The organism is Pseudomonas sp. ASL3, assembly GCF_056680425.1.
The window spans coordinates 945,604-969,011 of record NZ_CM155281.1 but is presented as its reverse complement, the minus strand read 5'-3'; the positions used below and the strand labels follow the sequence as shown (position 1 = coordinate 969,011).

At 57.5% G+C, this 23,408-nt stretch carries 22 protein-coding genes; 19 read left to right on the top strand and 3 right to left on the bottom strand.

Translation table 11 applies throughout. The features are described from left to right. Positions 1 to 113: 113 nt before the first annotated feature. The 4 genes from AC1MEE_RS04370 (at position 114) to infA (ending at position 2,053) form a co-directional block, all read left to right on the top strand. A complete protein-coding gene (locus tag AC1MEE_RS04370; protein ID WP_480414033.1) occupies positions 114 to 287 on the top strand; it encodes a hypothetical protein in 174 nt (57 codons plus the stop codon). 4 nt (positions 288 to 291) lie between these two features. Beyond that, a complete protein-coding gene (gene aat, locus AC1MEE_RS04365; protein WP_480414032.1) occupies positions 292 to 984 on the top strand; it encodes a leucyl/phenylalanyl-tRNA--protein transferase in 693 nt (230 codons plus the stop codon). Positions 985 to 1,027: 43 nt separating this feature from the next. Next, complete coding sequence (locus AC1MEE_RS04360) at positions 1,028 to 1,735, top strand: arginyltransferase (RefSeq protein ID WP_480414031.1); 708 nt, start codon at positions 1,028 to 1,030, stop codon at positions 1,733 to 1,735. Between the two features lie 99 nt (positions 1,736 to 1,834). Further along, on the top strand, positions 1,835 to 2,053 hold the full coding sequence (gene infA, locus AC1MEE_RS04355) for a translation initiation factor IF-1 (RefSeq protein WP_480414030.1): 219 nt from the start codon (positions 1,835 to 1,837) through the stop codon (positions 2,051 to 2,053). Between the two features lie 222 nt (positions 2,054 to 2,275). Here infA and clpA read toward each other — a convergent pair whose 3' ends face one another. Both clpA and clpS read right to left on the bottom strand, forming a co-directional pair. Further along, positions 2,276 to 4,546, bottom strand: coding sequence for an ATP-dependent Clp protease ATP-binding subunit ClpA (gene clpA / locus AC1MEE_RS04350; protein ID WP_480414029.1), 2,271 nt, complete (start codon positions 4,544 to 4,546; stop codon positions 2,276 to 2,278). A gap of 29 nt (positions 4,547 to 4,575) precedes the next feature. Further along, positions 4,576 to 4,938 (bottom strand): ATP-dependent Clp protease adapter ClpS, encoded by a 363-nt coding sequence (gene clpS, locus AC1MEE_RS04345; RefSeq protein ID WP_480414027.1) that lies wholly within the window; start codon positions 4,936 to 4,938, stop codon positions 4,576 to 4,578. A 221-nt stretch (positions 4,939 to 5,159) separates the two neighbouring features. On the opposite strand from clpS, the gene cspD reads away from it, so the two are divergent. Continuing rightward, entirely contained in the window at positions 5,160 to 5,459 is a 300-nt protein-coding gene (gene cspD / locus AC1MEE_RS04340; protein ID WP_480414025.1) for a cold shock domain-containing protein CspD, read from the top strand. Between the two features lie 98 nt (positions 5,460 to 5,557). Here the strand turns inward: cspD and icd are convergent, their stop codons facing one another. Next, positions 5,558 to 6,814: an NADP-dependent isocitrate dehydrogenase gene (gene icd, locus AC1MEE_RS04335; RefSeq protein WP_480414023.1), complete on the bottom strand. Its 1,257-nt coding sequence runs from the start codon at positions 6,812 to 6,814 to the stop codon at positions 5,558 to 5,560. 519 nt (positions 6,815 to 7,333) lie between these two features. Between icd and AC1MEE_RS04330 the strand changes: the two genes are divergently transcribed. The 14 genes from AC1MEE_RS04330 (at position 7,334) to nuoF (ending at position 23,317) form a co-directional block, all read left to right on the top strand. Next, positions 7,334 to 9,562 carry an NADP-dependent isocitrate dehydrogenase gene (locus tag AC1MEE_RS04330; protein ID WP_480414022.1) on the top strand — a complete coding sequence of 743 codons (2,229 nt, stop codon included), beginning with the start codon at positions 7,334 to 7,336 and terminating at the stop codon, positions 9,560 to 9,562. A 97-nt stretch (positions 9,563 to 9,659) separates the two neighbouring features. Then, a complete protein-coding gene (locus AC1MEE_RS04325; RefSeq protein ID WP_480414021.1) occupies positions 9,660 to 10,100 on the top strand; it encodes an NUDIX hydrolase in 441 nt (146 codons plus the stop codon). A gap of 71 nt (positions 10,101 to 10,171) precedes the next feature. Beyond that, positions 10,172 to 11,302, top strand: coding sequence for a tRNA 2-thiouridine(34) synthase MnmA (gene mnmA, locus AC1MEE_RS04320; protein WP_480414020.1), 1,131 nt, complete (start codon positions 10,172 to 10,174; stop codon positions 11,300 to 11,302). Continuing rightward, entirely contained in the window at positions 11,302 to 11,922 is a 621-nt protein-coding gene (gene hflD, locus AC1MEE_RS04315) for a high frequency lysogenization protein HflD (protein WP_480414019.1), read from the top strand. Before mnmA ends, hflD begins: the two co-directional genes overlap by 1 nt. 145 nt (positions 11,923 to 12,067) lie before the next feature. Continuing rightward, positions 12,068 to 13,438, top strand: coding sequence for an adenylosuccinate lyase (gene purB / locus AC1MEE_RS04310; RefSeq protein WP_480414018.1), 1,371 nt, complete (start codon positions 12,068 to 12,070; stop codon positions 13,436 to 13,438). Positions 13,439 to 13,499: 61 nt separating this feature from the next. Beyond that, a complete protein-coding gene (locus AC1MEE_RS04305; RefSeq protein ID WP_480414017.1) occupies positions 13,500 to 14,666 on the top strand; it encodes a ribosomal protein uL16 3-hydroxylase in 1,167 nt (388 codons plus the stop codon). Further along, positions 14,659 to 15,084, top strand: coding sequence for a GNAT family N-acetyltransferase (locus tag AC1MEE_RS04300; protein ID WP_480414016.1), 426 nt, complete (start codon positions 14,659 to 14,661; stop codon positions 15,082 to 15,084). Before AC1MEE_RS04305 ends, AC1MEE_RS04300 begins: the two co-directional genes overlap by 8 nt. Positions 15,085 to 15,380: 296 nt before the next feature. Continuing rightward, a complete protein-coding gene (locus AC1MEE_RS04295; RefSeq protein WP_480414015.1) occupies positions 15,381 to 16,169 on the top strand; it encodes a secretin N-terminal domain-containing protein in 789 nt (262 codons plus the stop codon). A gap of 523 nt (positions 16,170 to 16,692) precedes the next feature. Then, the gene (gene aceA / locus AC1MEE_RS04290) at positions 16,693 to 18,018 is read left to right on the top strand and encodes an isocitrate lyase (RefSeq protein ID WP_480414013.1); all 1,326 of its coding nucleotides are present in this window, start codon (positions 16,693 to 16,695) and stop codon (positions 18,016 to 18,018) included. A 489-nt stretch (positions 18,019 to 18,507) separates the two neighbouring features. Further along, the gene (locus AC1MEE_RS04285) at positions 18,508 to 18,921 is read left to right on the top strand and encodes an NADH-quinone oxidoreductase subunit A (protein WP_480414011.1); all 414 of its coding nucleotides are present in this window, start codon (positions 18,508 to 18,510) and stop codon (positions 18,919 to 18,921) included. Between the two features lie 10 nt (positions 18,922 to 18,931). After that, positions 18,932 to 19,606, top strand: a complete 675-nt coding sequence (locus AC1MEE_RS04280; protein WP_397452470.1) for a NuoB/complex I 20 kDa subunit family protein — start codon at positions 18,932 to 18,934, stop codon at positions 19,604 to 19,606. 74 nt (positions 19,607 to 19,680) lie between these two features. Continuing rightward, positions 19,681 to 21,462 carry an NADH-quinone oxidoreductase subunit C/D gene (gene nuoC, locus AC1MEE_RS04275; protein WP_480414010.1) on the top strand — a complete coding sequence of 594 codons (1,782 nt, stop codon included), beginning with the start codon at positions 19,681 to 19,683 and terminating at the stop codon, positions 21,460 to 21,462. Between the two features lie 2 nt (positions 21,463 to 21,464). Then, positions 21,465 to 21,962 (top strand): NADH-quinone oxidoreductase subunit NuoE, encoded by a 498-nt coding sequence (gene nuoE, locus AC1MEE_RS04270; protein WP_480414009.1) that lies wholly within the window; start codon positions 21,465 to 21,467, stop codon positions 21,960 to 21,962. Continuing rightward, positions 21,959 to 23,317, top strand: a complete 1,359-nt coding sequence (nuoF, locus tag AC1MEE_RS04265; protein WP_480414007.1) for an NADH-quinone oxidoreductase subunit NuoF — start codon at positions 21,959 to 21,961, stop codon at positions 23,315 to 23,317. The genes nuoE and nuoF overlap by 4 nt, the downstream gene beginning before the upstream one ends. Positions 23,318 to 23,408: the final 91 nt, after the last annotated feature.

Genomic DNA, 23,408 nt, shown 5'->3' with positions numbered 1-23,408 from the left:
CACGGCCGATGCCACGCTAGTCTGGCTTGGGTGTAGCATATCTTCAAGCGCCGATCGAACGGCTCAATTTGAGCATGCATTGTCTTTTGTGACAAAGACTTATGGGGTGTTTCATGAGCAACATCAAACATCCGGGTACTGCGCTGTCAGATGTTGAAGCCGTCGATTACAACGCCTTGTCATACAAATCCGCCCCACGTTTCTTCAACGAGATCGTCTACGACCACATCGACAACGTAGAGTTGCAACAGCCGCTTGTTCCGCCCTCCCCTTTCGTTAAGTCCTGATGCCATGTTGACCTGGTTACAACGCAATACCCTGACATTCCCGCCACTGGAAAAAGCCATGCGCGAGCCTAACGGCTTGCTCGCCGCAGGTGGCGACCTGTCCGCCGACCGCTTGATCCAGGCCTATCGGCATGGCTGCTTTCCCTGGTTTGAGGAGGGACAGCCGATTCTGTGGTGGTCGCCCGATCCGCGAACGGTGCTTTTTCCTGAAGAGCTGCACATTTCGCGTAGTCTGGGCAAAGTATTGCGCCAAGAGCGCTATCAGGTGACCTTCGATCAGAATTTCGCTGCGGTGATTCAAGCCTGCGCTGCGCCACGCACCTACGCCAACGGCACCTGGATTACCGGCTCGATGCAATCGGCCTACCTTGAGCTTCATCGACGTGGCCACGCCCATAGCGTGGAAGTCTGGGAGCAAGGCATTTTGGTCGGAGGGCTTTATGGCCTGGCAATAGGCCGGCTGTTTTTTGGCGAGTCCATGTTCAGCCGGGCGGACAACGCTTCGAAAGTCGGCTTTGCGACGCTGGTCGAGCGCCTGACCGCCTGGGGCTTCGTGCTGATCGACTGCCAAATGCCGACCCAACATCTGCACAGCTTCGGCGCCAGAGCCATTGCGCGCACAACGTTCGCCCACTACCTTCGCGAGCATCTGGATCAGCCCAATATCGCCGACTGGTTACCTAGGCGAGTTTCATAGGCTGACATACACTCTTACTAAAGGTTTTATCCGAGGGTTGATCATGACCGAGCTGGCGCGGCTTAAGTTTTATGCCACTCAACCCCATTCCTGTAGCTATTTGCCAGAGGAACAGGCGACAACGCTGTTTCTGGACCCTAGCCAGCCGATGGATGTACAGGTGTATGCCGATCTTTCCGACATGGGCTTTCGCCGCAGCGGCGACCATCTTTATCGGCCTCACTGCCAGAATTGCAGCGCGTGCGTTCCTGCGCGCATCCCGGTAGGACTGTTCGTACCGGACCGCCAGCAAAAACGCATTTTCAAGCGCAATTCCGACTTGCAGGTACGCCCGGCCCAGCCACGGTTCAGCGAAGAATACTTCGACCTGTATAAGCGCTATATCGAACAACGGCACGCCGATGGCGACATGTACCCCCCCAGCCGAGATCAGTTTTCAACTTTTCTGGTACGGGATCTGCCCTTCTCCAGATTCTACGAATTTCGCCTCGGCGAGCGCTTGCTGGCAGTGGCCGTCACCGACCTTCTGCCGAACGGTCTTTCAGCGGTTTACACCTTCTACGAACCGAGCGAAGAACGCCGCAGTCTGGGCCGCTACGCGATTCTCTGGCAGATCGGCGAGGCCGCCCGGCTGCAGCTCCATGCGGTCTACCTGGGGTACTGGATAAAGAACTGCAAAAAGATGAATTACAAAACCCAATATCGCCCGATTGAGCTGCTGACAAATCAGAGATGGGTCACTCTTTATTGAAGCCTTGGCTTAACCCCTATTTTTCGGGCACAATGCACGCCGCTTTTGCCTGGCGCAGTTGCACCGGGCCATTCATTGGATACCGAGGGCTTTTACTGCATGTCGAAAGAAGAAAGCTTGGAAATGGAAGGCACTGTCGTCGACACCCTGCCCAACACCATGTTTCGTGTGGAGTTGGAAAACGGACATGTCGTCACCGCGCATATTTCCGGCAAAATGCGTAAGAACTACATCCGTATTCTTACCGGCGATAAAGTGCGCGTCGAAATGACGCCCTACGACCTGACCAAAGGGCGTATCACTTACCGCGCCCGCTAACAGGTCTTAACAAAAACGCCTGGCATCTGCCGGGCGTTTTTGTGTGCCCGAAGGGGACTGATTTATTTTTCGCGCTCTTTGAAAAATCAATCTGTCCCCGACCTCAACAGCGGGACAGATTGATTTTCGATGAAGCGCTGAAAATAAATCAGTCCCCTCGCGCGGGCACAAAAAAGCCCTGCACCCCACCTTTCAGTGGAATGCAGGGCTTTTTGTTTTGGCTCAGGCCATTTCTGCCGTTGTCTCGAAGTCGAAGGTCATTTCCCCGTCCTTGACGTCGATGTGCACTACACCACCGTGCTCGGCCAACTCGCCAAAGAGAATCTCTTCAGCCAGCGGACGCTTGATCTTGTCCTGGATCAAACGAGCCATTGGTCGTGCACCCATCTGCGCATCGTAGCCACCTTCTGCCAACCAGGTTCTGGCGGCATCAGTCACTTCAAGCAGCACACGCTTGTCTTCCAGTTGCGCCTGCAGTTCGGTAAGGAACTTGTCCACCACGCTTTTAATGACCTCATGGCTGAGGCGACTAAATTGGATAATGGTGTCCAGACGGTTGCGGAATTCTGGCGTAAAGCTCTTCTTGATCACTTCCATTGCATCGGAAGAGTGATCTTGATGAGTGAAGCCAATCGATGCCCGCGCCGCGGTTTCCGCACCGGCGTTGGTGGTCATGATCACAATCACATTGCGGAAGTCCGCTTTGCGCCCATTGTTATCGGTCAGCGTACCGTGATCCATCACCTGCAACAGCAGGTTGAAGACTTCCGGATGCGCCTTCTCGATCTCATCGAGCAGCAGTACGCAATGCGGCTGCCTGGTGATCGCCTCGGTCAGCAAACCGCCCTGATCGAACCCGACGTAACCTGGCGGCGCACCGATCAAGCGCGAGACGGTATGGCGTTCCATGTACTCAGACATGTCGAACCGCACCAACTCGATACCCAGTGCCTTGGCCAACTGGCGGGCTGCTTCGGTCTTGCCGACGCCGGTAGGACCGGCAAACAGGAACGAGCCGACCGGTTTATCCGGCGATTTCAGACCTGCGCGCGACAATTTGATTGCCGTCGACAACGCATCGATCGCTGCATCCTGACCAAATACGGTCAACTTGAGGTCGCGCTCGAGGTTACGCAGCAGTTCCTTGTCGGAGCTGTTGACGTGTTTAGGCGGAATACGCGCGATCTTGGCCACGATATCTTCGACCTGGGCCACTTCGATGCGCTTCACGCGCTTCTCGAGCGGTTGCAGGCGCTGGTAAGCCCCCGCCTCGTCGATCACATCAATGGCTTTGTCCGGCATGTGCCGATCATTGATATAACGCGATGCCAGCTCAGCAGCAGCGCGCAATGCCTCGTCGCTGTACTCGATACCATGATGCTGCTCGAAACGCCCCTTGAGGCCCCTCAGGATGCCTATGGTGTCTTCAACCGATGGCTCGGACACGTCGACTTTCTGGAAACGCCGCGCCAACGCCCGATCTTTTTCGAAGATCCCGCGGAATTCCTGGAAGGTCGTCGAACCGATGCACCGGATATCACCCGAAGACAACAGCGGCTTGAGCAGATTGGACGCATCCATCACGCCACCGGAAGCTGCACCGGCACCGATGATGGTGTGGATTTCATCAATGAACAGAATTGCCTGAGGACGTTTGCGCAATTCATTGAGCAACGCCTTGAAGCGCTTCTCGAAATCGCCGCGATATTTGGTCCCGGCCAGCAAAGCGCCCAAATCGAGGGAATACACCACACTGTTGGCGAGCAGGTCAGGCACCTGACTGTCGACGATACGCTTGGCCAGACCTTCGGCAATGGCGGTTTTACCCACCCCGGCCTCACCGACCAGCAGTGGATTGTTTTTGCGACGACGCGCCAGAATCTGCGCCACGCGCTCGACTTCCATCTCGCGCCCGACCAACGGATCGATGCGACCCTGACGAGCCAGCTCATTCAAGTTGCTGGCATAGGCATCCAGAGGATTGCCTGAAGAAGAAGACTCACCGCCCTCGTCGTCCTGCATATCTTGCTCACCCTCAGAGTGATCGCCATGCCCTGGCACTTTAGAGATGCCATGAGCGATGTAGTTGACAACGTCGATCCGGGCAACGCTCTGCTGCTTGAGCAGAAACACTGCCTGGCTTTCTTGCTCGCTGAAAATAGCGACCAGCACGTTAGCGCCAGTGACTTCCCGCTTGCCCGAACTCTGCACATGGAAGACAGCACGCTGCAGCACCCGCTGAAAGCCCAGGGTTGGCTGGGTTTCGCGATCCTCGTCATGAACGGGAATCAACGGTGTCGTGGAGTCGATGAACTCCTGCAGATCATGCTTGAGCTTGTCGAGGTTTGCGCCGCAGGCACGCAGAACGGTCGCGGCAGCCTCATTATCCAAAAGAGCCAGCAGGAGGTGCTCAACCGTCATGAACTCATGACGCTTGGAGCGAGCCTCCTTGAAGGCCAGATTGAGGGTGACTTCGAGCTCACGGTTTAACATAGCTTCACCTCATACCCAAGTGGTCGGCGTTAACCGTCCTTCTCGATCTCACAGAGTAGCGGATGCTGGCTTTCCCTGGCGTATTGGTTGACCTGCATTGCCTTGGTCTCGGCGATGTCGCGGGTAAACAATCCACATACTGCCCGTCCCTCTGTATGGACGGCCAGCATGACCTTGGTCGCCAGCTCGCGATTCAGGTTAAAAAACACCTCGAGCACTTCGACGACGAAATCCATCGGTGTGTAATCATCATTAAACAAAACCACCTTGTACATCGGTGGCGCCTGCAACGCTGGCTTGGCTTCTTTCAGCGCCAGACCAGCGGCACCATCGTCGTGCGTCTCTGGACGATCCTGATTGAATGTTAGTCGAATCTGGCTGAATGCATGCATGGAAAGAAAGGTTCGTAGGTGGGCGGATTCAGTAATTTAGTCGCAGTCTGACCGGTTTTTAAATGGACTGCCGCATGACCTTGACTATCGGCAAAACAGTGTTACAAACAATAGAACCCACATTGGGTAAAAAGGGTCCGTGCAGTCAACCAAATTCTTTTCGGTCCGGCGGATGAGGTGGATCATACTCCAGACGGAGTCCTTTGCAGAGGGAAGTGAGCATGGCAAACAGCAGTACTACCCCCACCAGGCACGGAAAAGTCAAATGGTTCAACAACGCCAAAGGCTACGGTTTCATTGTTGAGGACGGCAAACCCGATGATGACCTGTTCGCCCACTACTCGGCGATAACGATGGAAGGCTACAAGACCCTGAAAGCGGGTCAGTCCGTCGTTTTCAACATCATCCAGGGCCCCAAAGGGATGCACGCTGTAGAAATCAAAGCAGCGAGCGAAACCCAGACTTCCCGCCCTGTTGATGCCTCGAACCTGACCCATAATCCGCTGAATATGACCGTCTGAGCCGCCCACCCTCAAACCGTCATACCAAAAGCCAGCCGAAAAAAAACCGGCCAGTTCAATCAATTTGAACTGGCCGGTTTTGCTTAGCGCCGATCAGCTCACATGTGAGAGATCAGGGCGTCGCCGAACGCGGAAGAAGACAGCAGTTTAGCGCCGTCCATCAGACGTTCGAAGTCATAGGTCACGGTCTTGGCCGAGATTGCGCCGTTGGTGCCCTTGATGATCAGGTCAGCCGCTTCGGTCCAGCCCATGTGACGCAGCATCATTTCAGCGGACAGGATCAGCGAACCCGGGTTCACCTGGTCTTTGCCAGCGTACTTCGGTGCAGTGCCATGGGTAGCCTCGAACATGGCAATGGTGTCGGACAGGTTGGCGCCTGGGGCGATGCCGATACCGCCAACTTCAGCAGCCAGGGCGTCGGACAGGTAGTCACCGTTCAGGTTCAGCGTCGCGATCACGTCGTATTCGGCCGGGCGCAGCAGGATCTGCTGAAGCATGGCATCGGCGATGGCGTCTTTAACGATAACGTTCTTGCCGGTTTTCGGGTTCTTGAACTGCATCCAAGGACCGCCATCGAGCAAGGTAGCGCCGAATTCTTCAGCAGCCACTTCGTAGGCCCACTCTTTGAAGGCACCTTCGGTGAACTTCATGATGTTGCCTTTGTGCACGATGGTCAGCGAGTCGCGGTCGTTATCGACTACATACTGCAGAGCCTTGCGCGCCAGACGTTTGGTGCCTTCCAGGGAAACCGGCTTGATGCCGATACCGCAATTCTGGTCGAAACGGATCTTGGTAACACCCATTTCCTCTTTGAGGAACTTGATGACCTTGATCGCTTCCGGAGAGCCGGCTTTCCACTCGATACCTGCATAAATATCTTCGGAGTTTTCGCGGAAGATAGTCATGTCGACGTCGCCTGGCTTCTTGACCGGACTAGGCACACCTTCGAACCAACGCACTGGGCGCAGGCAAACATACAGGTCGAGCTGTTGACGCAGGGCAACGTTCAGGGAACGGATGCCGCCGCCGACTGGAGTGGTCAGCGGGCCCTTGATGGAAACGACGTAATCTTTGACAGCGTCCAGGGTTTCCTGAGGCAGCCAGGTATCCTGATCGTAGACTTGAGTGGCCTTCTCGCCAGCGTAGACTTCCATCCAGGAAATCTTGCGCTCGCCGCCGTAAGCCTTCTTAACAGCAGCATCAACAACCTTGATCATGACTGGGCTGATGTCGACGCCAATACCATCACCTTCAATGAAGGGGATGATTGGATTGTTCGGCACGTTTAGAGAATGGTCTGCGTTGACGGTGATTTTGTCGCCGACTGCTGGAACCTGAATCTTCTGGTATCCCATGCTGCACTCCGTTTGTGATTAAACATCATGGTTGCCGAGCGTACCCCAGTTCAGGACTGGAACCAAATGGTCCATTGGTCGATAAGCGACACAGTATTCTTCCCAACCAACAAGCCGGACAACAAGAAGCGCGCTTGCCGCCTGAACGCTTGGCACAAGGCCAGCGGAGATCGTTCGCCAGCCTCTGGGCAACGCTCTGGAAACACCGACCAATGGCCAATATCCAGCCTCTCGTACTACGACCGGCACCCACTACTATCGTATTAATCCATAAGACCAATGTTATACTGCCCGAGTGACCAATGAGTCACTGAGGGTCGAGCCGTCTGGATCAAGACTTTCAACCCTCGAGCAGGCTGGGCTATTACCGTAGTTCAACCGCTTGACGCTCTATTGATGCACTCAACATCACCGCGACGAACCCTCGACTTTCGGCTCATTGATGACTTTGGACGAAAGCGCCTACCTGCGCATCTCGAGATTTTGTGCACGCTCAGCAAAGAAGAGAGTTTCCCGAAAATGTCCATCCGCTCGAAAATCATCTACACCTTCACCGATGAAGCCCCTGCACTCGCCACGTACTCGCTACTCCCCATCATCGAAGCCTTCACTGCATCTTCCGATATCTCGGTCGAAACCCGCGATATTTCTCTCGCCGGCCGCATTCTCGCAAGCTTCCCCGAGAACCTTGACGCCGACCAACGAGTGCCGAACCATCTCGCCGAGCTAGGCACCCTGGCCACCACGCCAGAAGCCAACATGATCAAGCTGCCTAACATCAGCGCCTCGGTTCCGCAGCTCAAAGCAGCCATCAAGGAACTGCAAGAGAGCGGCTTTGACATACCGGATTACCCGGAAGCAACGACCAGCGACGCGGACAAGGAAGCCAAGTCCCGCTACGACAAAATCAAGGGCAGCGCAGTCAACCCGGTTTTGCGCGAAGGCAACTCTGATCGTCGCGCACCGCTGTCGGTGAAGAATTACGCGCGCAAGCACCCGCATAAAATGGGCACCTGGAGCGCAGAGTCGAAGTCGCACGTGGCACACATGACCAGCGGCGACTTCTACGGCACCGAAAAATCAGCCCTGATCGAAGCCGCTGACGCCGTTAAAATCGAACTGGTCGCCAAAGATGGCACCACGACGGTCCTGAAAGAAAAAACCACCGTAAAGGCTGGTGAGATCATCGATTGCGCGACCCTGAGCAAAAAAGCGCTGAGTAGCTTCATCGTCGCTGAAATCGAAGACGCGAAAAAACAAGGCGTGCTGCTGTCAGTACACTTGAAAGCCACCATGATGAAAGTCTCCGACCCGATCATGTTCGGCATCATCGTTGCCGAGTACTTCAAAGACGCGCTGACCAAGCACGCCGCTGCACTGAAAGAAGTCGGCTTCAACCTGAACAATGGTATCGGCGACCTGTACGCCCGCATCAAGGCACTGCCTGCCGAGCAACAAGCCCAGATCGAAGCCGACATCCAGGCCGTGTACACCACACGTCCGCCACTGGCGATGGTCAACTCCGACAAAGGCATCACCAACCTGCACGTACCGAGCGACGTGATCGTCGACGCTTCGATGCCGGCGATGATCCGTGACTCGGGCAAGATGTGGAACACCGAAGGCGCGCTGCAAGATACCAAGGCTGTCATCCCGGATCGCTGCTACGCCACCATCTACCAGGCTGTCCTGGAAGACTGCAAAAAGCACGGCGCATTCGATCCGACCACCATGGGTAGCGTGCCAAACGTTGGCTTGATGGCTCAAAAAGCCGAAGAGTACGGCTCGCACGACAAGACCTTCGAAATCAAGGCTGACGGCGTAGTACGGGTAACCGACGGCCAAGGTCGCCTGCTGATGCAGCAAAACGTCGAAGCCGGTGACATCTGGCGCATGTGCCAGACCAAAGACGCGCCGATCCAGGACTGGGTCAAACTGGCCGTCAACCGCGCACGCGCCAGCAACACCCCGGCCGTGTTCTGGCTTGATCCGATGCGCAGCCATGACGGCGTGGTGATCGAGAAAGTCCAAAAATATCTGAAAGATCAGGACACTTCGGGCCTGGACATCCGCATCATGTCGCCAGTCGACGCGATGGCCTTCACCTTGGCGCGTACTCGCCTGGGTCAGGACACCATCTCGGTCACCGGCAACGTATTGCGCGACTACCTGACCGACCTGTTTCCAATCATGGAACTGGGCACCAGCGCCAAAATGCTGTCGATCGTGCCACTGATGAGCGGTGGCGGTCTGTTTGAAACGGGCGCAGGTGGTTCGGCTCCCAAGCACGTTCAGCAGTTGCTCGAAGAAAACTTCCTGCGCTGGGATTCGCTGGGTGAGTTCCTGGCCCTGGCCGCCTCTCTCGAGCACCTGGGCAATACCTACGACAACCCGAAAGCCAAGGTATTGGCCAGTACGCTTGACCAGGCAACCGGTCAATTCCTGGACAACAACAAATCACCTTCGCGCAAAGTAGGAAACATCGACAACCGCGGCAGTCACTTCTACCTGGCGCTGTACTGGGCCCAGGCTCTGGCCGCGCAAACTGAAGATGCGTCCCTGCAAGCGCAATTCAGCCCGCTGGCAAAAAACCTGACCGACAACGAGGCGACTATCGTTGCCGAACTCAACGCTGTTCAGGGCAAACCGGTAGACATCGTTGGTTACTACTCCTTTGACCCGGCTCTGGCGGCCAAAGTGATGCGCCCTAGCCACACCTTGAACGCTGCGATCGCCGCACTCGTGTAAGGCGCAACCGGCCGGGCGCCTTACCGCGCCAGACCATCAGAAACCCCGGCCATGTGCCGGGGTTTCTGCCTCTGGGACTTTTTTACAGGACATTTATATGGATTGGCATCCCCATATCACCGTCGCCACGATTGTCGAAGACCAAGGGCGCTTCTTACTGGTCGAGGAGCTTAAAAGCGGACAGCTGGTGCTCAACCAACCCGCCGGCCATCTGGAACCCAACGAAACCTTGCGCCAGGCCGCTGTCCGCGAAACCCTCGAAGAAACCGGCTGGGATGTCGAGCTCACTGGCGTCGTAGGTGTCTACTTGTATACCGCGCCGAGTAACGGCGTGACGTATCAGCGAGTGTGCTTTGTCGCCAGACCTCTTCGACATCACCCGCAACGCAGCCTGGACACCGGCATTGTCGGCGCTCTCTGGTTAAGCCGCGATGAACTGATCGCCCAGCCCGAGCGCTGGCGCAGTGAGTTGGTCCTGCGCTGCGTCGACGACTACCTCGCCGGGCCTCTGCACGACCTGGACCTGATCCGTGATTAAATACCTCTTTAGCCTTGGCGCCGACAGCCTGTTAGAATCGCGTCCTTTTTACAGACACACATCGAATCCCTATGCGTGATCCAGCCCCCCACGATCCAGCAAAGACGCGCGTTATCGTCGGCATGTCCGGCGGCGTTGACTCTTCCGTTTCTGCCCTTCTGCTGATCGAGCAGGGGTATCAGGTGGAAGGCCTGTTCATGAAGAACTGGGAAGAAGACGATGGAACCGACTATTGCACCGCCCGCGAAGACCTGGCCGATGCTCAGGCCGTTTGCGACAAAATCGGCATCAAGCTGCACACCGCCAACTTTGCCGCCGAGTACTGGGACAACGTGTTCGAGCATTTCCTGGCCGAATACAAGGCCGGACGCACGCCGAACCCGGACATCCTGTGTAACCGCGAAATCAAGTTCAAGGCGTTCCTCGACTACGCCTTGATGCTCGGTGCCGATCTGATCGCCACTGGCCACTACGTGCGTCGCCGCGACATCGACGGCCGTACCGAACTGCTCAAAGGCCTGGACCCGAACAAGGACCAGAGCTACTTCCTGCACGCCGTGGGCGGCGAACAGATCGCCAAGACGCTGTTCCCGGTCGGCGAGCTGGAGAAGCCTGCCGTACGCGCCATCGCAGAAAAGCATGACTTGGCCACCGCCAAGAAAAAAGACTCCACCGGCATCTGCTTTATCGGCGAGCGTCGCTTCAGCGACTTCCTCAAGCAGTACCTGCCTGCTCAGCCCGGGGAGATCAAGACCACCGAAGGTGAAGTCATCGGCCATCACCACGGCCTGATGTATCACACCATTGGCCAACGCCAAGGGCTCGGCATCGGCGGCTTGAAAGATGCCAGCGAAGACCCGTGGTACGTACTGATCAAGGACCTGGAAAACAACGAACTGATCGTCGGCCAGGGCAATGACCATCCATGGCTGTTCTCCCAGGCACTGATCGCATCGGAGATCTATTGGGTCAATCCGATCGACCTGAGCAGCCCACGCCGACTGACCGCGAAAGTGCGTTATCGCCAAAGCGACCAGAAATGCACGCTCGAGCAAACGGCCACAGGCTACCGCGTCACGTTCGACGACCCCCAGCGTGCGGTGACACCGGGCCAGTCCGTGGTGTTTTACGACGGCGAAATCTGCCTGGGCGGCGGCGTCATCGAAGTGGCCGAGCCCTGGCACAGCAAGGACAAGCGCTGATGACTCCGACGCAAGAACAATTGGTCGCCCTGGGCGGTGTATTCCAGGCGGCAGTGCTGGTCGACAAGATCGCCAAGACCGGCCAGGCCAATGAGGCGCTGCTCGGCTGCATGCTGGGCAGCCTGCTGGTACTGGACCCCAAAGATACGCTGGACGTCTACGGCGGCGACGACCTGAACCTGCGCGAGGGCTATCGCTCGCTGATCAGCGCGCTGGAGCGTGACCCAACGACCCTGCAACGCGAGCCGTTGCGCTATGCCCTGTCGATGCTGGGCCTCGAGCGTAAACTGGCCAAGCGTGACGACCTGCTTGAGGTGATCGGTAAACGTTTGCCACAGATCAAGCAGCAGGTGGAACATTTCGGCCTGGTTCACGACAACGTGATCGCCGCCAGCGGTGCGCTTTATCAAGACACACTAAGCACGTTACGCCAACGAATCCAGGTTCACGGCGACATGCGCAACCTGCAGCAACCGAGCAACGCGTCGAAAATTCGCGCCTTGCTGCTGGCCGGCATCCGCTCAGCACGATTATGGCGACAGCTGGGCGGTCACCGCTGGCAATTGGTCATCAGCCGTCGCAAGCTACTTAAAGAGCTTTACCCGATGCTGCGCGGCTGATTCGCCACGCTGTAACGGCTGCCACCCTTGACACCGACACTATTAACTATCGCGCGCTCTACGCTGGTCAGTCCGAACCGAACTGACCAGCATTTCATGTATGATACGCGCCCCATTTCGTTGCCCGACTGTCCGAGAGCACCCCATGCAGCTTTCTTCGCTCACTGCGGTTTCCCCTGTTGACGGCCGCTACGCCGGCAAAACCCAGGCCCTGCGCCCGATTTTCAGCGAATACGGCTTGATCCGTTTTCGCGTCATGGTTGAAGTCCGCTGGCTCCAGCGCCTGGCCGCTCACCCGCAAATCACTGAAGTTCCGGCCTTTTCCGCCGAAGCCAATGCGATCCTCAATACTCTGGCTGAAGACTTTTCCCCAGCCCACGCCGAACGCGTCAAAGAGATCGAGCGCACCACCAACCACGACGTCAAAGCCATTGAGTACCTGCTCAAGGAACAGGCCTCCAAGCTGCCTGAGCTGGCCAACGTCAGCGAATTCATCCACTTCGCCTGCACCAGCGAGGACATCAACAACCTGTCCCACGCCCTGATGCTGCGTGAAGGCCGCGACAACGTACTGCTGCCGCTGATGCGTGAGATCGCTGGATCCATCCGTGAACTGGCGATCCGCTTCGCTAACGTGCCGATGCTGTCGCGCACCCACGGTCAACCGGCTTCCCCGACAACTCTGGGCAAAGAGCTGGCCAACGTGGTGTATCGCCTGGAGCGTCAGATCGCTCAGGTCGCTGCCGTTCCACTGCTGGGCAAGATCAACGGCGCGGTCGGCAACTACAACGCACACATCTCCGCTTATCCGGACATCGACTGGGAAGAGAACGCTCGTGCGTTCATCGAAGACGAGCTGGGTCTGGGCTTCAACCCCTACACCACGCAGATCGAACCGCACGACTACATCGCCGAGCTGTTCGACGCGATCGCTCGCTTCAACACCATCCTGATCGACTTCGACCGCGATATCTGGGGTTATATTTCCCTGGGCTATTTCAAGCAGCGCACCATCGCGGGTGAAATCGGCTCTTCGACCATGCCGCACAAGGTCAACCCGATCGACTTCGAAAACTCCGAAGGCAACCTGGGTATCGCCAACGCGCTGTTCCAGCATCTGGCCAGCAAGTTGCCGATTTCCCGCTGGCAGCGCGACCTGACCGACTCCACTGTCTTGCGCAACCTGGGTGTTGGCTTTGCGCATAGCGTCATCGCTTACGAAGCCAGCCTTAAAGGCATCAGCAAACTGGAACTCAACGCGCAGAAAATCGCCGCAGATCTGGATGCATGCTGGGAAGTGTTGGCTGAGCCGATTCAAACGGTCATGCGCCGCTACAACATCGAAAACCCCTACGAAAAACTGAAAGAATTGACCCGCGGCAAAGGCATCAGCCCTGAAGCGCTTCAGACTTTCATCGAAGGTCTGGAAATGCCTGCCGAAGCCAAGGCTGAGTTGAAAAAGCTCACCCCGGCCAATTACATCGGCAATGCCGTGGCTCAAGCCAAGCGCATCTGACCCGCAACAACTTTTGCACACGCCCGGCTGTGCCGGGCGTTTTCATTTCAAGGGCTTACAAATGAATCCTGATATTCCTCTTCAACTTCTGGGCGGCATCAGCGCACGTGAATTTCTGCGCGACTACTGGCAGAAAAAGCCCCTGCTGATCCGTCAGGCACTGCCGGATTTCCAAAGTCCGATCGACGCCGACGAACTGGCTGGCCTCGCCCTGGAAGAGGAAGTCGAGTCGCGCCTGGTCATCGAGAACGGCGAGCGCCCGTGGGAATTACGCCGCGGCCCGTTTGCCGAAGACGAGTTCAGCAAACTGCCGGAGCGCGACTGGACCCTGCTGGTGCAAGCGGTCGATCAGTTCGTGCCGGAAGTCAGCGAACTGCTGGAAAATTTCCGTTTTCTGCCCAGCTGGCGCATTGATGACGTGATGATCAGCTTCGCCGCGCCAGGCGGCAGCGTCGGCCCGCACTTCGATAACTACGATGTGTTCCTGTTACAGGGTCATGGCAAGCGCCACTGGAAGATCGGCCAGATGTGCGACTCCGACAGCCCGCTGCTGGAACACGCAGACCTGCGCATCCTGGCGGACTTCCAGGCCACCGACGAGTGGACCCTGGAGCCCGGCGACATGCTGTACCTGCCGCCGCGCCTGGCCCATTGTGGTGTGGCCGTCGATGACTGCCTGACCTACTCCGTCGGTTTCCGCGCACCCAGCGCTGCCGAAGTACTGACCCACTTCACCGACTTCCTCAGCCAGTTCCTGCCGGACGAAGAGCGCTATACCGACGCTGACGCCCAACCGGTCAGTGATCCGCATCAGATCCAGCACGACGCGCTCGACCGCCTCAAAGGCTTGCTGGCCGAGCACATGAACGACGAGCGCCTGTTGCTGACCTGGTTCGGCCAGTTCATGACCGAGCCGCGTTATCCAGAAATGGTCGTCGGCCCCGAGCTGGACGAAGACGATTTGTTCAGCAGCCTGGAACAAGGCGCCGTGCTGATCCGCAACCCGAGCGCGCGCCTGGCCTGGTCCGAAGTCGACGATGACCTGCTGTTGTTCGCCAGCGGTCAAAGCCGCCTGCTGCCCGGCAACCTGCGCGAACTGCTCAAGCTGATCTGCGCTGCCGACGCATTGCACACTGATAACCTCGGCCCATGGCTGGCCGATGATCAAGGACGCAACCTGCTCTGCGAGCTGGTCAAACAAGGAAGCCTGGGGTTTGCTGATGAATAAGATCCATGTACGTGTCGCTGACTGGCAAAAAGATAACGCGCAAATCCGGCGCATTCGAGAAGCCGTGTTCATCGCTGAGCAATGCGTACCGCCGGAACTTGAGTGGGATGCCGACGACGCCAGTGCGATTCACTTCCTTGCGCTGGAAGACGATTTCCCGATCGGCACCGCCCGTCTGCTGCCGGATGGTCAGATCGGTCGCTTATCGGTGCTCAAGGACTGGCGCGGCCTGAAAGTCGGCGATGCGCTGATGGATGCAGTCATTAGCGAAGCGGAAAGTCGTGGTTTGAAGCAACAGATGCTGAGCGCTCAGGTGCAAGCCACGCGCTTCTACGAGCGCCTTGGCTTCACCATCGTCAGCAGTGAGTTTCTCGAAGCCGGGATTCCACACGTCGATATGGTGCGCGGCGCGGCCTGACAGCCGGACGCCATTCCTGTAGGAGCGCGCTTGCCCGCGATCGGGTGCGCAGCAGCCGCAAAACCCGCGAACTCGATGCCGGTAATGGAACTGGGCTAAGGTTTTTTGGGACCGCTGCGCAGTCCATCGCGGGCAAGCGCGCTCCTACAAGGATTGCCCCCACTTTGATCTGTGAACGCCCCGCTCTCTACACTGAGGCCGGGGCGTTTTGCTGTCTGCGATTCAACTTGGCCACTCCCGGGCCGACAAACTGTCAAACTCAAGCCTTTACGCACCCCGATTGCGGAGATACGGACATGTTCCTACGCACCCTGCTCACTTCACTGCTGCTGGTCTGCAGCTTTAGCGCCATGGCTGCGACAGAGGTCGTGCCCCTGAACTATCGCACCAGCGATGACCTGTTGCCGGTGGCCAGGTCTTTTCTGGGCAAGGAAGGCACGGTCAGCGCCTATAACAATCAACTGATCGTCAATGCCGAGCCAGGCAAAATACAGGAATTGCGTAACCTGCTCTCGCAACTGGATAAGGTTCCCAAACGCCTGCTGATCAGCGTCGATACCAGTGACAGCAACTATCAGGACGATCAGGGCTATGCCGCCAATGGCTCGGTACAGACGCAAAACGGTGACGTCAGTGTCCGCAACCAGACCCGCATCATCAACCTCAGCACTGATAGCCGTAACGGTGGCGTGCAGCAGGTTCAAACCAGCGAAGGAACCCCCGCGCTGATTCAGGTAGGCCAGGCCGTGCCGCTGACCACTACCCAGACCAACAACAACGGCTATGTGCAAAGCGACACCCAATACCGCAACGTCACCCAAGGTTTTTACGTCACTGCCAGCCTGACCGGCGAGACCGTGCACTTGAGCATCAGCACCAATCGCGACCGCATGAGCCAGGAGCGTCCTGACGTAGTGAACCTGCAAAGCACCGACACCCAGGTCAGCGGTCGACTGGGGGAGTGGATCACCCTCGCTGGTGTCAGCGAGCAATCGCAAGCCGGTCAACAGGGGCTAGTGCAACGCCACACCACTCAGGGCCGGAGCGACATGACCTTGCGCGTGAAGGTCGACGCTCTGGATTGAAAATCGAGACCAAAGCACCAAAAACTGACTGATTAGTCGTATTAGACTAATTATGTAGTGCCATGAAAAAAGCACTACAAAACATTTGACGGGTCAAAATTCACAAGGCATGATTGCCCCGCTCCCGCTTATCAGAGGCTCTGCAAAGAGCCTTCGAATCGCTGCTCTAACCTACCCACCTGAGCCGATTCGTGTCCGTACCGCCCACAAGGCAGTTTGACGAGGTTGCGACTGGAACGAAGTTGTCCCGAGGGACGGAAGCGTAATACGGTAGATCGGCAATACCCACTGCGTGATCGCATCAAGGCATCCACGAGCCAAGCTGCGCCCACCAGATGTGCCTTTACACCCGCTCTCTTCCCCTCTTGAGCCTCTCGTTCTCTCGTCGCCTCCCCGCCAAACCCCGGCTTTAATGCCTAAGCTTCTGATAAGTGAGTAGCCAGCGACGTGCCTTCTGCAAATCAGGGCGTTTTGGCGGAGCAGGAATTTTCCACCCAAGACCTATGCGACGAGGTTTATCTCCATGGCACTGACACGCGAACAGCAAATTGCAGCCCTTGAAAAAGACTGGGCTGAAAACCCACGCTGGAAAAACGTGACCCGCAATTATTCTGCTGCTGACGTCGTCCGCCTGCGTGGCTCGGTCCAGCCTGAGCATACGTTCGCCAAGCTGGGCGCCGACAAGCTCTGGAATCTGGTTACCCAAGGTGCCAAGCCTTCCTTCCGCCCCGACAAAGATTTCGTCAACTGCATGGGTGCCCTGACCGGCGGCCAGGCTGTACAACAGGTCAAGGCTGGCATCCAGGCGATCTACCTGTCTGGCTGGCAAGTGGCCGCGGACAACAACTCCGCCGAGTCGATGTACCCTGACCAGTCGCTGTACCCGGTGGATTCGGTTCCAACCGTGGTCAAGCGCATCAACAACTCGTTCCGCCGTGCTGATCAGATCCAGTGGAAAGCCGGCAAAAACCCGGGCGATGAAGGCTACATCGACTACTTCGCACCGATCGTGGCAGACGCTGAAGCCGGTTTCGGCGGCGTGCTGAACGCTTACGAACTGATGAAGAGCATGATCGAAGCGGGCGCTGCTGGCGTGCACTTCGAAGACCAACTGGCATCCGTGAAGAAGTGCGGCCACATGGGCGGCAAGGTTCTGGTGCCAACCCAGGAAGCCGTACAGAAGCTCACCGCTGCCCGTCTGGCTGCCGACGTCGCTGGCGTACCGACCATCATTCTGGCCCGTACCGATGCCAACGCCGCTGACCTGCTGACCTCCGACTGCGATCCTTACGATCTGCCGTTCGTAACAGGCGAACGTACTCAGGAAGGCTTCTACAAGGTTCGCGCCGGTCTGGACCAGGCCATCGCTCGCGGTCTGGCCTACGCGCCATACGCCGATCTGATCTGGTGCGAAACCGCCAAGCCGGATCTGGACGAAGCCCGTCGCTTTGCCGAAGCGATCAAAAAGGAATATCCGGACCAGCTGCTGTCGTACAACTGCTCGCCTTCCTTCAACTGGAAGAAAAACCTGGACGACGCGACCATCGCCAAGTTCCAGCGCGAACTGTCGGCCATGGGCTACAAGCACCAGTTCATCACCCTGGCGGGCATCCACAACATGTGGCACAGCATGTTCAACCTGGCGCACGACTACGCCCGCAACGACATGACTGCCTACGTGAAGCTGCAAGAGCAAGAGTTCGCTGACGCGTCCAAGGGTTACACCTTTGTGGCTCACCAGCAGGAAGTCGGCACTGGCTACTTCGACGACATGACCACCGTGATTCAGGGCGGCTCGTCCTCCGTGACCGCGCTGACCGGTTCGACCGAAGAAGAACAGTTCCACTGATTCAGCTTCGAAGCACGAGCAAGCGGCCATTCCAGACCGTTTGAAGAGCAACTGGAATGCCACATGACTGACGCCCCGACTGGTTCGGGGCTTTTTTTTGCTGAGGTTTTAATACAGCGAAAAGAGTAAAATGAGCTCTCCCGCAACTTGCGGCTGAGGACATATGAAGACAACTTCCCCGCCCTCACCCAGTGCAACCAATTGAAAACCACCACAAACAATATTGATTATCATTCAGCTGTAGGAATATTCATTACCGGTCTGACAAAACAGATTCAACAAAACCTCGGCTAATGCCCGCAGAGCATGGCCTGCGTCTATTTCGAAGGTCTCTATGCCCTAAAGTATTAGAATAATTTCACTGTAGAAAATTTACTTGCTACCTGTTTACCCATAAAATCACCCGGATTGATTTCGCTGCGACATATCGTCACTGCATTGTTTCTTTTCAAGCCCAGAGACCTTTGCTCTCTGTCAAGGATTACCAGCATGCCCGAATCGACAGGTCTGATCGCCCATAACTGGGGCTTCGCCATTTTCCTTTTGGGTGTTGTCGGCCTCTGCGCCTTCATGCTCGGTGTATCCAGCCTCCTGGGCAGCAAAGCCTGGGGTCGCAGCAAAAACGAGCCGTTCGAATCCGGCATGCTGCCCACGGGCGGTGCCCGTCTGCGGTTTTCGGCAAAATTCTATCTGGTCGCGATGCTTTTCGTGATCTTCGACATTGAAGCCCTCTTTCTCTTTGCCTGGTCTGTGTCTGTCCGCGAAAGCGGCTGGACCGGATTCGTCGAAGCTCTCGTTTTCATAGCAATTCTGTTGGCAGGTCTTGTCTACCTATGGCGGGTAGGGGCGCTCGATTGGGCTCCTGAAGGTCGTCGTAATCGACAAGCGAAGCTAAAACAATGAGGCTTTGGCGATGCAATACAATCTCACCAGGATCGACCCGGATGCTCCGAACGAGGAGTATCCAATCGGTAAACGGGAAACCGTTTCCGATCCGTTAGAAGATCAAGTCCACAAAAACATCTACATGGGCAAGCTTGAAGACGTGCTGAACGGCGCGGTCAACTGGGGGCGTAAAAACTCCCTGTGGCCGTACAACTTCGGCTTGTCGTGCTGCTATGTGGAAATGACCACCGCCTTCACGGCGCCCCACGACATCGCACGCTTCGGCGCCGAGGTTATCCGGGCATCACCGCGTCAGGCGGATTTCATGGTTATTGCCGGGACTTGCTTTATCAAGATGGCGCCGATCATCCAGCGTCTCTACGAGCAAATGCTCGAGCCCAAGTGGGTTATTTCCATGGGCTCGTGCGCCAACTCCGGTGGCATGTACGACATCTATTCAGTAGTCCAGGGGGTAGACAAGTTCCTTCCCGTGGATGTCTACGTGCCTGGCTGCCCGCCCCGCCCAGAGGCTTTCCTGCAAGGCTTGATGCTATTGCAAGAGTCTATTGGCCAGGAGCGTCGTCCTCTTTCCTGGGTCGTCGGTGATCAAGGCGTATACCGCGCCGAGATGCCGTCGCAAAAGGAACAGCGCCGCGAACAGCGTATTCAGGTCACCAACCTGCGCAGCCCCGACGAAGTCTGATCCAGCTCTTTCTTTTTACAAAAGAGACAAGAACCCGGATTCATTCTTTACGTTGACCGAAAGCGATCGAGACCATGACTGCAGGCACCGCTCTGTACATCCCGCCTTACAAGGCTGACGACCAAGATGTCGTCGTTGAATTGAATACCCGTTTTGGCCCTGAGACGTTCACCGTCCAGTCGACCCGTACCGGCATGCCGGTGCTATGGGTTGCCCGCGCCAAACTGATCGAAGTGCTGACCTTCCTGCGCCAGCTGCCCAAACCTTACGTCATGCTGTATGACTTGCACGGCGTCGACGAACGCCTGCGCACCCATCGCCGCGGCTTGCCGGGTGCTGACTTCAGCGTGTTCTACCACCTGATGTCGATCGAGCGTAATAGTGACGTAATGATCAAGGTGGCCTTGTCTGAGGACGACCTCAGCTTGCCGACCGTCACCGGAATTTGGCCAAACGCCAACTGGTACGAGCGTGAAGTGTGGGACATGTTCGGCATCGACTTTGCCGGCCATCCGCACCTGTCCCGGATCATGATGCCACCGACCTGGGAAGGTCACCCGCTGCGCAAGGACTTCCCGGCGCGCGCCACCGAGTTCGATCCGTTCAGCCTGACCCTGGCCAAACAGCAGCTCGAAGAAGAAGCGGCACGCTTCCGCCCTGAAGACTGGGGCATGAAGCGTTCGGGCCCGAACGAGGACTACATGTTCCTCAACCTCGGTCCGAACCACCCTTCTGCTCACGGCGCATTCCGCATCATCCTGCAACTGGACGGTGAAGAGATCGTCGACTGCGTCCCGGATGTCGGTTACCACCACCGTGGTGCCGAGAAGATGGCCGAGCGGCAGTCCTGGCACAGTTTCATTCCGTACACCGACCGTATCGACTACCTCGGCGGCGTGATGAACAACCTGCCGTACGTGCTTGCGGTGGAGAAGCTGGCAGGCATCAAGGTGCCGGAAAAAGTCGACACCATCCGCATCATGATGGCCGAGTTCTTCCGTATCACCAGCCACCTGCTGTTCCTGGGGACCTACATCCAGGACGTGGGCGCAATGACCCCGGTGTTCTTCACCTTCACCGACCGTCAACGCGCTTACGTTGTGATCGAAGCCATCACTGGTTTCCGTCTGCACCCGGCCTGGTACCGCATCGGTGGTGTCGCCCACGACCTGCCTCGCGGTTGGGAGAAGCTGGTCAAGGACTTCGTCGAATGGCTGCCCAAGCGCCTCGACGAGTACCAGAAAGCGGCGCTGGATAACAGCATCCTGCGCGGCCGGACCATCGGCGTCGCAGCTTATAACACCAAGGAAGCGCTGGAATGGGGCGTTACTGGCGCCGGCTTGCGTTCCACCGGTCTGGACTTCGACCTGCGTAAAGCACGTCCATACTCGGGCTACGAGAACTTCGAGTTTGAAGTGCCGCTGGCCGCCAATGGCGACGCCTATGACCGTTGCATCGTGCGCGTCGAAGAGATGCGTCAGAGCATCCGGATCATCGACCAGTGCCTGCGCAACATGCCGGAAGGCCCGTACAAGGCGGATCACCCGCTGACGACGCCGCCGCCAAAAGAGCGCACCTTGCAGCACATCGAAACCTTGATCACGCACTTCCTGCAAGTTTCGTGGGGCCCGGTCATGCCGGCCAACGAATCCTTCCAGATGATTGAAGCGACCAAGGGCATCAACAGCTATTACCTGACGAGCGACGGCGGCACCATGAGCTACCGTACCCGGATTCGCACCCCAAGTTTCCCGCACCTGCAGCAGATCCCTTCGGTGATCAAAGGCAGCATGGTCGCGGACTTGATCGCGTACCTGGGTAGTATCGATTTCGTTATGGCCGACGTGGACCGCTAAGCATGAACAGCCCGCTTATCCAGACAGACCGTTTCGCTCTGAGCGAAACCGAGCGCTCGGCCATCGAGCATGAGATGCATCACTACGAAGACCCGCGCGCGGCGTCTATCGAAGCCTTGAAGATCGTCCAGAAGGAACGTGGCTGGGTGCCTGATGGCGCCATTTATGCCATTGGGGAAGTCCTCGGCATTCCAGCCAGCGACGTTGAAGGTGTGGCGACGTTTTACAGCCAGATTTTCCGCCAACCGGTCGGCCGTCACATCATCCGCGTTTGCAACAGCATGGTCTGCTTCATCGGCGGCCACGAGTCGGTCGTCAGCGAAATCCAGACTTCGCTCGGTATCGGCCTGGGTGAAACCACCGCCGACAACCGCTTCACCTTGCTGCCAGTGTGCTGCCTGGGCAACTGTGACAAGGCGCCGGCCGTGATGGTCGATGACGATACTTTCGGCGACGTACAGCCTGCTGGCGTGGCCAAGATGCTGGAGGGTTACCTATGACCATCACGTCCTTCGGCCCTGCCAACCGCATTGCGCGCTCGGCAGAAACCCATCCGCTGACCTGGCGCTTGCGCGATGACGGCGAACCTGTCTGGTTTGACGAGTATCAACTCAAAGACGGTTACGCCGCCGCACGCAAGGTCTTCGCCGAACAGTCGCCTGACGACATCGTTCAAGCGGTCAAAGACTCCGGTCTCAAGGGTCGTGGCGGTGCAGGCTTTCCCACGGGTGTGAAGTGGGGCCTGATGCCCAAAGACGAATCCATGAACATCCGCTACTTGCTGTGCAACGCGGATGAAATGGAACCCAACACCTGGAAAGACCGCATGCTGATGGAGCAACTGCCCCATCTGCTGGTCGAGGGCATGCTGATCAGCGCCCGGGCGTTGAAAGCCTACCGGGGTTACATCTTCCTGCGCGGCGAATACACCACGGCTGCCAAGAACCTGAGACGCGCCGTGCAAGAGGCCGAAGCGGCCGGCTTGCTGGGCAAGAACATTCTCGGCAGCGGTTTTGATTTCGAGCTGATCGTGCACACTGGCGCCGGGCGTTATATCTGCGGCGAAGAAACCGCCCTGATCAACTCCCTGGAAGGCCGTCGCGCCAACCCGCGCTCCAAGCCGCCCTTCCCTGCCGCCGTCGGCGTGTGGGGCAAGCCGACCTGCGTGAACAACGTCGAGACCCTGTGCAACGTGCCGGCCATCGTCGGTAACGGCAACGACTGGTACAAATCCCTGGCCCGCCCAGGCAGCGAAGACCAAGGCACCAAGCTGATGGGCTTCTCCGGCAAAGTGAAGAACCCTGGCCTGTGGGAACTGCCTTTCGGCCTGCCCGCACGCGAGCTGTTCGAAGACTACGCCGGCGGCATGCGCGACGGCTTCAAGCTCAAGTGCTGGCAGCCAGGCGGCGCCGGTACTGGCTTCCTGCTGCCTGAACACCTCGACGCGCAGATGTACGCCGGTGGCATTGCCAAAGTCGGCACGCGGATGGGTACGGGTCTGGCCATGGCCGTCGATGACAGCGTCAACATGGTGTCCTTGCTGCGCAACATGGAGGAGTTCTTCTCCCAGGAGTCCTGCGGCTTCTGCACACCATGCCGCGACGGCCTGCCGTGGAGCGTGAAAATTCTGCGCGCCATCGAGAACGGCGAAGGCCAACCGGGCGACATCGATACGCTGCTGGGGCTGGTCAACTTCCTCGGCCCAGGCAAGACCTTCTGCGCCCATGCACCGGGCGCCGTGGAACCTCTGGGCAGCGCAATCAAATACTTCCGGCCGGAATTCGAAGCGGGCATCGCGCCACAGCGCGATGCCCACGCGACCCTGGCCCAGCGTCCGATTGTGGTTGGCGCATAACAAGACAAAAGGGTCGGTAGCCCATAAAGCCGCCGACTTCGTGCCCGATGACGCCTTAACAGGCTGTTTTATACGGGTAGCACCGAGATTC

What these genes read in the sequence shown, in the direction of transcription:
- mnmA (WP_480414020.1), top strand. Translation starts at nt 10,172, where the DNA reads ATGCGTGATCCAGCCCCCCACGATCCAGCAAAGACGCGCGTTATCGTC.
- nuoE (WP_480414009.1), top strand. Translation starts at nt 21,465, where the DNA reads ATGAACAGCCCGCTTATCCAGACAGACCGTTTCGCTCTGAGCGAAACC.
- clpS (WP_480414027.1), bottom strand. Translation starts at nt 4,938, where the DNA reads ATGCATGCATTCAGCCAGATTCGACTAACATTCAATCAGGATCGTCCA.
- AC1MEE_RS04285 (WP_480414011.1), top strand. Translation starts at nt 18,508, where the DNA reads ATGCCCGAATCGACAGGTCTGATCGCCCATAACTGGGGCTTCGCCATT.
- AC1MEE_RS04280 (WP_397452470.1), top strand. Translation starts at nt 18,932, where the DNA reads ATGCAATACAATCTCACCAGGATCGACCCGGATGCTCCGAACGAGGAG.
- infA (WP_480414030.1), top strand. Translation starts at nt 1,835, where the DNA reads ATGTCGAAAGAAGAAAGCTTGGAAATGGAAGGCACTGTCGTCGACACC.
- nuoC (WP_480414010.1), top strand. Translation starts at nt 19,681, where the DNA reads ATGACTGCAGGCACCGCTCTGTACATCCCGCCTTACAAGGCTGACGAC.
- AC1MEE_RS04370 (WP_480414033.1), top strand. Translation starts at nt 114, where the DNA reads ATGAGCAACATCAAACATCCGGGTACTGCGCTGTCAGATGTTGAAGCC.
- AC1MEE_RS04330 (WP_480414022.1), top strand. Translation starts at nt 7,334, where the DNA reads ATGTCCATCCGCTCGAAAATCATCTACACCTTCACCGATGAAGCCCCT.
- icd (WP_480414023.1), bottom strand. Translation starts at nt 6,814, where the DNA reads ATGGGATACCAGAAGATTCAGGTTCCAGCAGTCGGCGACAAAATCACC.
- AC1MEE_RS04305 (WP_480414017.1), top strand. Translation starts at nt 13,500, where the DNA reads ATGAATCCTGATATTCCTCTTCAACTTCTGGGCGGCATCAGCGCACGT.
- cspD (WP_480414025.1), top strand. Translation starts at nt 5,160, where the DNA reads ATGGCAAACAGCAGTACTACCCCCACCAGGCACGGAAAAGTCAAATGG.
- AC1MEE_RS04295 (WP_480414015.1), top strand. Translation starts at nt 15,381, where the DNA reads ATGTTCCTACGCACCCTGCTCACTTCACTGCTGCTGGTCTGCAGCTTT.
- AC1MEE_RS04300 (WP_480414016.1), top strand. Translation starts at nt 14,659, where the DNA reads ATGAATAAGATCCATGTACGTGTCGCTGACTGGCAAAAAGATAACGCG.
- purB (WP_480414018.1), top strand. Translation starts at nt 12,068, where the DNA reads ATGCAGCTTTCTTCGCTCACTGCGGTTTCCCCTGTTGACGGCCGCTAC.
- aat (WP_480414032.1), top strand. Translation starts at nt 292, where the DNA reads ATGTTGACCTGGTTACAACGCAATACCCTGACATTCCCGCCACTGGAA.
- clpA (WP_480414029.1), bottom strand. Translation starts at nt 4,546, where the DNA reads ATGTTAAACCGTGAGCTCGAAGTCACCCTCAATCTGGCCTTCAAGGAG.
- aceA (WP_480414013.1), top strand. Translation starts at nt 16,693, where the DNA reads ATGGCACTGACACGCGAACAGCAAATTGCAGCCCTTGAAAAAGACTGG.
- nuoF (WP_480414007.1), top strand. Translation starts at nt 21,959, where the DNA reads ATGACCATCACGTCCTTCGGCCCTGCCAACCGCATTGCGCGCTCGGCA.
- hflD (WP_480414019.1), top strand. Translation starts at nt 11,302, where the DNA reads ATGACTCCGACGCAAGAACAATTGGTCGCCCTGGGCGGTGTATTCCAG.
- AC1MEE_RS04360 (WP_480414031.1), top strand. Translation starts at nt 1,028, where the DNA reads ATGACCGAGCTGGCGCGGCTTAAGTTTTATGCCACTCAACCCCATTCC.
- AC1MEE_RS04325 (WP_480414021.1), top strand. Translation starts at nt 9,660, where the DNA reads ATGGATTGGCATCCCCATATCACCGTCGCCACGATTGTCGAAGACCAA.